The sequence below is a fragment of the Streptomyces sp. NPDC054813 genome, assembly GCF_053611365.1.
Genome location: NZ_JBSHAF010000008.1, coordinates 334,730 through 345,870, shown reverse-complemented (window position 1 = coordinate 345,870; position 11,141 = coordinate 334,730). Strand labels below are relative to the sequence as shown.

At 68.6% G+C, this 11,141-nt stretch carries 10 protein-coding genes; 4 read left to right on the top strand and 6 right to left on the bottom strand.

Annotated features, from left to right (window positions below; translation table 11 throughout):
* Positions 1-101 precede the first annotated feature (101 nt).
* The 3 genes from ACWGJB_RS19005 to ACWGJB_RS18995 all read right to left on the bottom strand — a co-directional run bounded on the left by ACWGJB_RS19005 (position 102) and on the right by ACWGJB_RS18995 (position 3,008).
* Positions 102-1,103 carry an ABC transporter substrate-binding protein gene (locus ACWGJB_RS19005; RefSeq protein ID WP_453381296.1) on the bottom strand — a complete coding sequence of 334 codons (1,002 nt, stop codon included), beginning with the start codon at positions 1,101-1,103 and terminating at the stop codon, positions 102-104.
* 79 nt (positions 1,104-1,182) lie between these two features.
* Positions 1,183-2,217, bottom strand: coding sequence for an ABC transporter permease (locus ACWGJB_RS19000; RefSeq protein WP_453381295.1), 1,035 nt, complete (start codon positions 2,215-2,217; stop codon positions 1,183-1,185).
* Entirely contained in the window at positions 2,214-3,008 is a 795-nt protein-coding gene (locus ACWGJB_RS18995) for an ATP-binding cassette domain-containing protein (RefSeq protein ID WP_453381294.1), read from the bottom strand. Before ACWGJB_RS18995 ends, ACWGJB_RS19000 begins: the two co-directional genes overlap by 4 nt.
* 201 nt (positions 3,009-3,209) lie before the next feature.
* Between ACWGJB_RS18995 and ACWGJB_RS18990 the strand changes: the two genes are divergently transcribed.
* Positions 3,210-4,220 carry a LacI family DNA-binding transcriptional regulator gene (locus ACWGJB_RS18990; RefSeq protein ID WP_453381293.1) on the top strand — a complete coding sequence of 337 codons (1,011 nt, stop codon included), beginning with the start codon at positions 3,210-3,212 and terminating at the stop codon, positions 4,218-4,220.
* Between the two features lie 215 nt (positions 4,221-4,435).
* Here the strand turns inward: ACWGJB_RS18990 and ACWGJB_RS18985 are convergent, their stop codons facing one another.
* The 3 genes from ACWGJB_RS18985 to ACWGJB_RS18975 all read right to left on the bottom strand — a co-directional run bounded on the left by ACWGJB_RS18985 (position 4,436) and on the right by ACWGJB_RS18975 (position 7,965).
* On the bottom strand, positions 4,436-5,755 hold the full coding sequence (locus ACWGJB_RS18985) for an acyltransferase family protein (protein ID WP_453381292.1): 1,320 nt from the start codon (positions 5,753-5,755) through the stop codon (positions 4,436-4,438).
* Positions 5,756-6,154: 399 nt separating this feature from the next.
* A complete protein-coding gene (locus tag ACWGJB_RS18980) occupies positions 6,155-6,538 on the bottom strand; it encodes a hypothetical protein (protein ID WP_453381361.1) in 384 nt (127 codons plus the stop codon).
* Between the two features lie 263 nt (positions 6,539-6,801).
* Positions 6,802-7,965 (bottom strand): NAD-dependent formate dehydrogenase, encoded by a 1,164-nt coding sequence (locus tag ACWGJB_RS18975; RefSeq protein WP_453381291.1) that lies wholly within the window; start codon positions 7,963-7,965, stop codon positions 6,802-6,804.
* Positions 7,966-8,470: 505 nt separating this feature from the next.
* Here ACWGJB_RS18975 and ACWGJB_RS18970 point away from each other — a divergent pair.
* From ACWGJB_RS18970 to fmdA, 3 genes are all read left to right on the top strand, one after another.
* A complete protein-coding gene (locus tag ACWGJB_RS18970; RefSeq protein ID WP_453381290.1) occupies positions 8,471-8,749 on the top strand; it encodes an FmdB family zinc ribbon protein in 279 nt (92 codons plus the stop codon).
* A gap of 195 nt (positions 8,750-8,944) precedes the next feature.
* Entirely contained in the window at positions 8,945-9,580 is a 636-nt protein-coding gene (locus tag ACWGJB_RS18965; protein ID WP_453381289.1) for an AmiS/UreI family transporter, read from the top strand.
* Positions 9,581-9,604: 24 nt separating this feature from the next.
* Positions 9,605-10,855: a formamidase gene (gene fmdA / locus ACWGJB_RS18960; protein ID WP_453381288.1), complete on the top strand. Its 1,251-nt coding sequence runs from the start codon at positions 9,605-9,607 to the stop codon at positions 10,853-10,855.
* The last annotated feature ends 286 nt before the right edge of the window (positions 10,856-11,141 follow it).

Here is an 11,141-nt window from a genome sequence, read left to right as displayed (position 1 = left end):
TTGCGCGGGTGTCCCGTACCCCCCCGCGGCCGGGCGGACCCACGCGGGCGGGCCCCCCCGCCCCCTGACCGTCTGTCAAAAGTACGTGCCAGGCGGTCGTGTCAGCACTGCGACTTGTAGAAGTACTTGCTGACCGACGGGTCGTTCATGTTGTTCTTCGTGATCGCCACCATGTTGGTGCCGATCGTCTTGCTCACCGACTTGCCCTCGAAGGCGTCGGCGAGCTGGTCCACCGCCTGCCGGCCGATCGAAGCCGGGTCCTGGGCGACCAGCACCTGGAGGGTGCCCGCCTTCAGCGCGGCGACCTCGTCGGGCTCGGCGTCGAACGCGGCCACCTTCACCGTGCCCTGCTTGCCGGCCTGCTTCAGCCCGGTGGCGATGCCCGTACCGGTGTTGGTGTTGCCCGCGAACGCCCCGCCCAGGTCCGGGTGGGCGGCGAGCGTCGACTGGATCTGGGAGGCCGCGGTGGCCGGCAGGTCGTTGTCGTAGAGCGTCGGCAGCACCTTGATGTTCGGGTACTTGCCCATCTCCTCGGTGAAGCCCTTGATCCGGGCGTCCGTCGTCGACACACCGGGCTTGACGCTGATGACGATGACCGAGCCCTTCTCGTTCATCAGCTTGGCCAGCGCGTCGGCGGCGACCCGGCCGCCCTTCTCGTTGTCCGACGAGATCCGGGTGATCCCGACGGAGTCGTCGCTCACCGTCGTGTCCACCAGCGCCACCTTGGTGCCCGACGACTGGATCTGCTTGAGCGAGGGCGTCAGCGCGCTGGTGTCCACCGGCGAGATCAGCAGCCCGTCGGGCCGGGCCGCCGCCACCGAGTCCAGGAGCGGCCGCTGCACCGACACGTCCCACTGCGCGGAACCGTCGGCCGTGAAGTCCATCCCCTTGGCCTTGGCCTCCTGCTGCGCGGCACAGGTCATGGTGATGTAGAAGGGGTCGCTCTTCACCCCCGTGATCAGCCGGACCTTCTTGCCCTTGGCGCCGCCCGAACTCCCCGAGCCGCCACCGTCGTCCGACGAACCGCATGCCGAGGCCGCGCCGAGGGCCAGCACCGTGCCCACCGCGACCAGCAACCCGCGCCTGCTGCGAATGCTCCCCATCACAGAGTTCTCCTTGTCCTGCGCGATCGAGTAGTCCCGTGCCCTTGCGTCCTGCGCGGTCGAGCCATGGGTGTGCGCGTCATGCGCGCTCCCGGGTCTTCCTGCGCATCTGGTCGATGTAGACGGCCACGACCAGTACCACGCCCACCGCCACGTCCTGCCAGTACTGCTGGACGCCGATCACGATCAGCCCGGTGGTCAGCACCGCCGGAATGAACACGCCGATCACCGTGCCCAGCACCGAACCCCGCCCGCCGAACAGGCTGGTACCGCCCAGCACCACCGCGGTGATCACCTTGAGGTTGTCGGTGGAGTGCCCGGCGATCGACGTCGTGCCGTACGAGGCCAGCCACATCACCGCGCCCAGTCCGGCCAGCAGCCCCATCAGGCCGTACACCTTCACCAGATGCCGGCCCACCGGAATACCGGCCCGCCGTACGGCAGTCGGGTTCGACCCGATGGCGAGGGTGTGGTCGCCGAACCGGGTGGCGGCCAGCACCGCGCCGAAGATCGCGGTCACCACGGCGGCCAGGATCACCATCCAGGGGATCCCGAACAGCTTGCCGAAACCGAGGCTGTTCTGCAGATGCGTGGAGGCCGCACCGGCCGGGTCCTGGCCGCCGGTGGCGAGTTCGGCGATCCCCAGCGCCGCGCCGAGCCCGCCCAGTGTCACGATCAGCGGCGGCACCTTGCCGCTGGCCACCACCACGCCCTGCAGCGCGCCCCAGGCCGTGCCCACGGCCAGCGCGATGACGACACAGATCGCGACGGTGCCCCAGCCCGACGCCGGGCCGCCGTGATGGAGGTTGTACTCACCCGCCGCCACCGCGGCCAGCACCAGCACCGACCCGATCGACAGGTCGATGCCCGCCGTGATGATCACGAACGTCATGCCGACTCCGAGCACCAGGTAGATGGCCGCGTTCACGGCGATCTGGGTGATGTCGTACGTGGTGAAGAACTTGCCCGGCGCCGCGATGGTGAAGAACACCACCAGCGCCAGGAGGATCACAAAGGTCCACAGTTCGTTGAGCGTTGCCGCGCGCCGGAGCCAGTCCGGCACCCCGGCACGGCTGCCGACGGCCACGGGGGCCTTCTCGCTCTCGGCCGTCATCGTGCGCCCTCCGCTTCCTTGCCCCCGCCCGGCCCGTCCAGGGACCCGGTCATCGCCCCGACGAGCTCCTCGATCGTGGTGTCCGCCGCGGTGTACGACGCGACGCGCCGGCCCAGCCGCAGCACCTCCACCCGGTCCGCGACCGACAGCACCTCGGGCATGTTGTGACTGATCAGCACCACACAGATGCCACGGTCGGCGACCCTGCGCACGGTCTCCAGGACCCGGGCGCGCTGGACCACCCCCAGGGCGGCGGTCGGCTCGTCCATGAAGATGACCTTGTTGGCGAAGGCGACCGCGCGGGCCACCGCGACGGACTGCCGCTGCCCGCCGGACAACGTTGTCACAGCAGCTGTCACATCCTTCAGTTCCACGCCGAGTTCGGCGAAGGCCCTGACCGCCTCCCGGCGCATCGCGGGCCGGTCGAGGACGCCGACCCGTCCGAGCAGGCCTCCGCGCACGATCTCCCGGCCGAGATAGAGATTGGCCGCCGCGTCGAGATCCGGCGCGAGCGACAGGTCCTGGTACACCGTCTCGACGCCGTGCCGCTGTGCGTCCATCGGCCCGGAGAACCGCACCGGTGCGCCGTCCAGGCGGACTTCGCCGGCGTCGGGGGCGAGCACGCCGGACAGGACGTTCACCAGAGTGGACTTGCCGGCGCCGTTGTCGCCGATGAGGGCGACGACCTCGCCGGGGTATGCCGTGAAATCGGCGCCCTGGAGCGCCTGGACGTGGCCGAAGCGCTTGACCACGCCATGTGCGGTGAGCAGTGGTTCCCTTGCAGAGGCCATGTTGTGCCTTCTGGTTGGTATCGTTAACAGCTTGGCTGATTCTTGGGGCGCTCACGGCGGGGTGTCAAGGGTGGTGCAGCCGATCCCGGACCGGTTCGTCCGGCTCCTCAACTCCTCCTGCTTGCACGTCTGTTGATATGCCATCGAGTTGGTAACGTTAACGAGTCGACGCTCAAACGTGACGCAGGTGGAGGACGTGGCGTGGCAGCCACCCGGCCGACCATGAAGGACGTTGCCGCGGAAGCGGGCGTCAGCGCGATGACGGTGTCCCGGGTCGTCAACGGCGATGCGGCCGTCGCCCCGCGCACCGCCGCGCGGGTGGAGGCCGCGGTCCGCAAACTGGGCTACCAACGCGACGACGTGGCACGCCAGTTACGTCGCACCCACGAACTGAGCCAGACCATAGGGCTGTTGGTCGACGATGTGGCCGACCCCTTCATGGCCGCCGTGGCCTCCGCGGCCGAGGACGTCGCCCGGCAGCGCGGCAGCGTCATGCTCATCGGCTCCAGCCGCGCCGACCCGCGCCGGGAACGCGAGGTGATCGCCGCGTTCACCGCCCGCCGCGTCGACGGCCTGATCCTCACCCCGGCCGCCGGCAGCCACCGCTTCCTGCGCCCGGCCCAGGCGCAGGGCACGAAGATCGTCTGCGTGGACCGGGCGGCACCCGGGCTGAACGTGGACGCCGTGGTGGTCGACAACTTCGGCGCGGTGCGGGAGGCGGTGGGGCGGCTGGCGGCACACGGCCACCGCAGGATCGGGTACATCGGCGACACCCCGCGGATCTGGACGTTCGGCGAACGCCGGCGGGGCTATCTGGCGGCGCTGGCGGCGGCCGGCCTCACCGCCGACCCGGCACTGGTCAGGGACGGTCTGCGGCCGGGCCCGGAGGCGGCCGGGGCCGTCACCGAGATGCTGGCCCTGCCCGACCCGCCGACCGCCCTGCTGGCCGGCAACGAGATCCTCGCCTTCAGCGCTCTCACCGTCCTCCCCGCCGGCCTGGCGTTCATCGCCTTCGACGACTTCGCGCTCGCCGACCGGCTGACCCCGCCCGTCACGGTGATCGCCCAGGACCCGGTGGCCCTCGCGACCAGCGCGGCACACCTGCTGTTCGCCCGCATCCACGGCGACGTCTCACCACCGCGCACGGTGGTCATGCCGACCCGGCTGATCGAGCGGGGGTCGGGGGAAATGCCGGGGCCGTTCGCCGCGTAGGGAGGCCGCGCGGCGGGCGCGGAAGGTCGGTGGTGGCGGCTTTGGGCGAGTTCGGTGACGGCCGGCGGGCAAGGTCGGCGGCTGCTGGGAGAGTTCGGTGACGGCGGGTGGCACACCGCATACGGAGAGCCGCGGCCGGCCGGGTGAACAGCGAGCCGCGCGCCGGGGTTTCGCAGAGTCTCCCGGCGATCACGGTGTCCGTCCGGCCGCTGCCCTCACACCCGGCCCGGAACCCGGGCCACCCTCGGCTGGTCGAGCCGGCGTGCCGTCGTCCACCGCGTGAGCATCACCAGCGCGGTGCCCAACGCCAGGCCCATGGTGGGCAGTACGGGGAGCCGGCCGTCGGGCGCGAAGCCCCGCACGGCAAAGCGGGCCAGAGCGGCGATGTCCATGGCCAGGCCGAGCCACAGCGGCCAGGCATGCCGCAGGCCGACGTCCGGAGTGGTCCGTTCGTACAGCACGGCCAGCCCGCGTTCCAGGGGCCGGAGCGCGGACACGACGCCGGCCAGGACGAGGCAGAGCACCAGCAGCCACGGGATCCGCAGCCCCCACCACGCGGCGGACCCGAGGGCCGGTTCGGGCGCGAGGCCGGTCAGGTAGAACGCGGCGGCGACGACCAGTACCGGCAGCATGTGCCACAGATACAGGGTCATGCTGGTCGCCCCCACGGGGCGCACCACGCGCCACACCCGCTCGCGGTCCAGCAGTCGCCGCACCGCCGGCGCGGCGAGGAGGCACAGCCCGACCTGGGTCACCACCCACGCCAGCATCGCGGCCGACGGCGGATTGGTATTGCTGGGGTGCTGCCCGGTCACCAGGATCAGGCTGACCGGGAACGGCCCGAGGGCCACGAGCGCGGCGAAGGCCACCCCGCCGCCCGCCGCCATCATGACCGGCACGAGCCGGCGCCCGGTCAGCAGACCGTCCCGCCAGCAGAAGCCCAGCTGATAGGCGACACCCCACACGAGCACGTAGTTCAGCAGACCCGCGTACGGCGCGTGCACCGACATCACGAGCACGTCGGCCGCCAGGGCAACCGCCCCCATCGCCGACGGGACCAGGAGTCCCCAGCGCCGGTGTGCCGCGTACATCGGCGGCGTCAGGGTGCTGAGCAGCAGATACACCGGAAGGAACCAGAACTGCATCGCCATCGCCCATCCCACCAGCGACAGCGTGCCCGCGTCCACGCCGGCCGCCGAGCAGAGACCGACGGCGAGCAGCACCAGACCGCTGTAGAGGCCCGTCGGCAGCAGCAGCCGCAGCGCCCGCCGCCCAAGCCACCCGGCGGCCGTCCCCCCGGCCGCCTGGGCACGCGGCCAGGAACCGCCCGCGGCGTGGCCCCCGGCCAGGAAGAACAGCGGCATGATCTGGAACCCGAGCGTCAGCCACTGGGTCCAGGGCACGGTCGCCAACAGCTCCGGGGCGGTGATCTGTCCACCGGGCTCCCGGACCAGAGCTGTGATCAGCCAGTGGCCGAGCACCACCAGCACGATGGCCCACGCGCGCAGGAAGTCGACGTAGCGGTCTCTGCTCATGGGCCGTCATGCTGCCGCAGCCAGGGTGCCGTCGTGCCGGGAAGCCCATGCCGCAACCATTCCGTGCCCGGTACGACACCCTCCCCAGGCCACTACGGCCGAGGAGTGATCGACCGGCGGGAGAACCGCCGGGGGCGCGTGCCTTCCGGGGGAGAGCGCCGCGACTTGCACGGTGGTGGGGTGGGGGTGAGCTGACTCGATCTCGTCGTCACGACCATGTCGGCCGCACTGTTCGGTACCGGCCGAAACCGCGCTCAGGGGCGCGCGAGCCGGGCTTGCGGCGTGGCCGTACCTGTCGACCGTTGTCCACGGCGGGGACAGCATCGACCGGCGGCAGGATCACCGTACGTGATCAGATGGCGATTCGATGCGGCTCGGCCGCGGGAGCCCAGGAGCTTCTCAGAGCTTCCCGCCGATCTCACAGGCCTGGCACGGCGGCCGGCCACAGGTGCACTGCATGATGGCCTCGAGGACCTCGCGGTCGTGGTAGAGGCACTCGTCCTTGCAGGTGTGGCGCGGGATGAATCCTGCCGGGATCTCGCCGGGCCACGGCTCGTGGCCTTCCCGGCAGCGGATGAACCGCTCGGGGTCGGCGGAGTGCAGTTCGTGCATGCTCGACCGCGCCTCGTCCTCCAGCTCACGCACTCGTTCCACCAGAGCCTTGAGCTCGGCGGCGATGCCGGAGTACCGGTCGGCGCCGGTCCTTACGTGCGCGGCCCGCAGTGCCATCGCTGCGTTGCCCAAAAACCTGCCGGCATCCTGAAGGTCGGTCACGTGGTGCATCTGAATTCCGGTCACGCCCCGAACCCACACTGCGTCCGTGCTCACTGATCCACCTTCCCGGCGTTCGCCTGGTTTTCTTACGAGAGATTACCCGCGGCGCCGGTATCCCTGCATATTGAAAGCAACCTATTTATGGACGCTAAAGGTCCCGCCCGTGCCCGTCCAGTAAATCGTGGGTGAATCGGATCACAGCCGGATTGGTGGATCTTCTATTCGATCTGCAGTTGATTTCTTGTCCGTCGGACATCCCCGGCCCGTGTCGGTCAACCGGCGACCGTGTAGGAGCTCGCTCCCGTCCCGGCGAGCCCACCGCCTTCGACGATCAGGTACTCCGGGCGGATGGGACGACCGTCCAGCCAGCACTCCAGGATCTCCCGCGCACCGGCCGCGTAGCGTGCCTGAGCCGAGAGGGTCGACCCGGAAACGTGGGGCGTCATCGCCTCGTAGGGCATGGTGCGCCAGGGGTGGTCGGGCGGTGGCGGCTGCGGATACCAGACGTCACCGGCGTAACCGGCCAGTTGTCCGCTGTTGAGGGCCCGCACCACGGAATCCCGGTTGACGATGAGCGCCCGCGCGGTGTTGACGATGTACGAACCGCGCTTCATGGCCCCGAGCAGCTCGTCGTTGAAGAGGTTCTGTGTCTGTGGATGCAGCGGAGTGTGGATCGAGAGCACATCGACGGAGGAGGCCAGCGAACGGGCGTCGGGATGCCAGGTCAGCTCCAGCTCCTCCTCGATCTCCTTGTCCAGCCGGTGCACGTCGCAGTAGTGCAGCGTGACGTCGAACGGCTTGAGGCGGCGCAGTACCGCCTGGCCGATTCGGCCGGAGCCGAGGACGCCGACATCCATGCCTTCGAGGTCGTAGGCGCGCGAGACGCTGTCGGCGATGTTCCAGCCCTTCTTGGTGGTCACCCACTCGTGAGCCGGCATGTAGTTGTGCACCAGGGTGAGAATCTGCATCACGGCGTGCTCCGACACGCTGATGCTATTGCTGAAAGTCACCTCGGCCACGGTCATGCCGTGGGCGATGGCGGTCGGCAGGTCGACGTGGTCCGACCCGATCCCCGCGGTGATCGCGAGTCTGAGCCGGGAAGCCGCGGCGATGCGTTCGGGGGTCAGATAGGCGGGCCAGAACGGCTGCGAGACGACCACGTCGGTGTCGGGAAGCTCGCGGTCCAGGGCGGAGTCCGCCCCTTCCTTGTCGCTTGTGACGACAAGGGTGTGACCCCGGTCCTCCAGGAACCGGCGCAGCCCCAGTTCTCCTGAGACGCAGCCGAGGAGGTGCCCCGGGGTGAAATCGATGGCCTGCGGGGTCGGCGCGGTCTGACCGCCCGGATAGCCGCTGATGGTGGGGATCTCGTCGCGGGCGTAGTCGGGAGGGTAACCGCCCACGGGGTCCGGATAGAGCACCGCAAGGATTTTTGCCATGGCCGTCCTCCATCGGTGGGGCCACTGCTCCTGTGAACGGGTAGGGCACCGGCGAGCCGGTCGAACACCGATGATCTTGAATTTTAGTCGAGTGTGCGTCGGCACTGCAATCCCCCTGGGATAAAGGGGAGGTGTTCCGGTGGATAGGGATGCGACTATTCGATAAGGCTTTTGACAGGAGCTCGGGAGCCGTTCCGCGTACGTCTGCGCGGGGGCGTCCTGGCGGCGGTCGCGCTCGGCGGTCTGCTGGGCGGGACGGCCCGTTATGCACTGGTGCTGGTCCCTGCTGTACGGCGCTTCGAGCCTCGCCGCGGGTCTGCCGGCGGCAGCGGCAGGGCTCGCCATCGGGTCGTTCTGAGAAAGGGCGGACTCGTCCGTCCGGACTTGACACGTCGTTTTACAAGACGTCTCCTTGAAGCAAGGAAACATCGTGTGGCGTGCGCTTGTCCGGGCGCGTCGCACACGCTCGGGTTGGCCAGCGTCCACCGGCATCCGGAGGCTGCTGATGGCAACCTACGAATATCTATGCAGCCGCTGTGGGCCCTTCGATGTGAAGTTGGAAATCGGGACGGCGCCCCAGGTTTGTGACTGCCCTGTGTGCGCAGGCGCTGCGAGACGTGTGTATTCGGCGCCCGGCCTTTCGCTGACCCCGAACGCGGTCGCCGCCCTCCATGTACGGGAGGAACAGGCGCGTGAGGCCCCGGCAGTAGTCTCTGAAGTGCCGCCACGCAGGAGGGCGCCACACCACCCGCACCCCGCGCTTTCGCGGCTGCCCCGTCCCTGAGGGCGGTGGTCGAAAAGGCAGAACGTCTCATGCGGGTTTCGGCATCGGACACGACGTCGTTCCCGTAGCGGTACGCGGAACGCGGAATCACGCGACGCGGGCCGGGAGCCGAGCCGCCCCCTCGGCTGCTCGTCGGAGACACCCCGGGCACGACGCGATTCCGCCCCTCCATGCGGACTTGGGAGGTGTGTCCCCGTGGGAAACGTGGGACTGCTCTTCGTCGGTGCGGTGCTCTACGTGAACGGGCTGTTGCTGCTGGGGAAGGTCGATGCCAGGTCCGCAGCAGTGTTCAACCTCTTCGTGGGCGGACTGCAGGTGTTGACGCCGACCTATCTCATCTTCACGGCAGGCAACGACCCCATGAAGATTCTGGCGGCATCAGGGATTTACCTGTTCGGATTCACCTACCTGTACGTGGGAATTGTGCTGCTCGCCGGGATCGACAACATCTGCGTCGGCTACTACTCCCTCTTCGTGGCGATCGTGGCCCTGGGGTATTCATTCGCCAACTTCCACCTCATCAAGGACTACCCGTTCGGAGTTATTTGGCTCTACTGGTCCTTCCTGTGGTTCCTGTTCTTCCTGCTGCTCGGTCTCAAGAAGACGGAGTTGTCCGACTATGTGGGCTGGGTGACGGCGATCGAGGGCTGGGTCACGGGTGTCATTCCCGCGGCACTGCTGCTCTCCGGTTACTGGAAGCACACCACGGAGATCGCCATCGCCCTCGGTGCCTTCGGTGTCGTCGTGTTCGCGGCGCTGTGGCCGCTCACCAGGAAATCGCGGCAGCCGGCCCCGGCCGGATCGGCCGGAAGTACGGGCACAACGTCCTGACCGGATCAAGAGTGAGAGGCTGTCATGCCTGAAGTCGTATTCAGAGTGGACCAGAGCAAGTCGATGCGAGAGCAGGACGTTCCCGGACACAACAGGTGGCACCCGGACGTCCCCATCGCCGCCATGGTGAAGCCAGGAGCGGAGTTCCGCATGGAGTGCCGTGACTGGACCGACTGTCAGGTCGGCGACAACGACTCCTCCAACGACGTACGCGACATAGACCTGACCATCCCGCACATGCTCAGCGGCCCGATAGGCGTGGAAGGTGCCGAACCCGGCGACCTGCTAGTCGTCGACATACTCGACCTCGGTCCCGTGCCGCAGCAGACCGGGGGCGCGGCAGGGCAGGGCTGGGGCTACACCGGCATCTTCGCCAAGGCCAACGGCGGAGGCTTCCTGACCGACTACTTCCCGGACGCCTACAAAGCGGTGTGGGACTTCCACGGACAGCAGGCCGTCTCCCGCCACCTTCCCGGGATCCGCTTCACCGGGATCACCCACCCCGGACTGTTCGGAACTGCCCCCTCCACCGAGATGCTCGCCCGTTGGAACGCCCGCGAGCAGGCGCTGATCGACACCGACCCGAACCGGGTCCCGCCCCTCGCCGTACCGCCGGACAGCACCAACGCACTCGCGGGCACGGCCACCGGAGACCTCGCCACGCGCATCGCCGCGGAAGGCGCACGCACGGTGCCGGCGCGCGAGAACGGAGGCAACCACGACATCAAGAACTTCACCCGGGGATCGAGAGTCTTCTACCCCGTACACGTCAAGGACGCGAAGCTGTCCGGAGGCGACCTGCACTTCAGTCAGGGCGACGGAGAGATCACCTTCTGCGGCGCCATCGAGATGGGCGGGTTCATCGACTTCCACGTCGACCTGATCAAGGGCGGCATGGAGACGTATGGCATCTCCACCAACCCCGTGTTCATTCCGGGCAACGTCGAGCCGAGGTACACGGAGTTCCTCACCTTCATCGGGATCTCCGTCGACCACGACACGGACACGAACTACTACCTCGACGCGACACTGGCCTACCGCCGGGCCTGCCTCAACGCCGTCGAGTACTTCAAGAAGTTCGGCTACAGCGGAGAGCAGGCCTACCTGCTGCTCGGCTCCTCCCCCATAGAGGGACGTATCAGCGGCATCGTGGACATCCCCAACGCCTGCTGCTCGTTGTACGTACCCACCGCCATGTTCGACTTCGAGGTCCGTCCGAGCGCCGCCGGACCGATGAAGGCCGACCGAGGCCAGTGCGCGCTGGCCAGCTCCTGACCGGACCCCGGCTGCGGCCCCCGCGGATTCGAGACGGCGGGTCGCGGCCGGGACTCTGTCTGCGCGGTTGAGGCCGGTCCGCCGACTGCGGGTGCCGTACGGATGAGCCCCGGACGGTTAATCGCTGGCGCCGCGCCCTGGGGCGAGGCTACGGTTTCCTCGTTCCCGGGCGCGGTCGTGTTCCGTTCCCGGGGAAACAGTGTTGGTTCGTTGAGGAAGCAGGAGGTGAGGACATTGATGACTGTCACGGTGACGGGTGCTGCCCGCATTCAGGAGTTCATCATCG

Excerpts from the sequence above, each read along its gene's own strand:
- ACWGJB_RS19000 (WP_453381295.1), bottom strand. The coding sequence starts at position 2,217 with ATGACGGCCGAGAGCGAGAAGGCCCCCGTGGCCGTCGGCAGCCGTGCC.
- ACWGJB_RS18985 (WP_453381292.1), bottom strand. The coding sequence starts at position 5,755 with ATGAGCAGAGACCGCTACGTCGACTTCCTGCGCGCGTGGGCCATCGTG.
- ACWGJB_RS18980 (WP_453381361.1), bottom strand. The coding sequence starts at position 6,538 with ATGCACCACGTGACCGACCTTCAGGATGCCGGCAGGTTTTTGGGCAAC.
- ACWGJB_RS18970 (WP_453381290.1), top strand. The coding sequence starts at position 8,471 with ATGGCAACCTACGAATATCTATGCAGCCGCTGTGGGCCCTTCGATGTG.
- ACWGJB_RS18975 (WP_453381291.1), bottom strand. The coding sequence starts at position 7,965 with ATGGCAAAAATCCTTGCGGTGCTCTATCCGGACCCCGTGGGCGGTTAC.
- ACWGJB_RS19005 (WP_453381296.1), bottom strand. The coding sequence starts at position 1,103 with ATGGGGAGCATTCGCAGCAGGCGCGGGTTGCTGGTCGCGGTGGGCACG.
- fmdA (WP_453381288.1), top strand. The coding sequence starts at position 9,605 with ATGCCTGAAGTCGTATTCAGAGTGGACCAGAGCAAGTCGATGCGAGAG.
- ACWGJB_RS18995 (WP_453381294.1), bottom strand. The coding sequence starts at position 3,008 with ATGGCCTCTGCAAGGGAACCACTGCTCACCGCACATGGCGTGGTCAAG.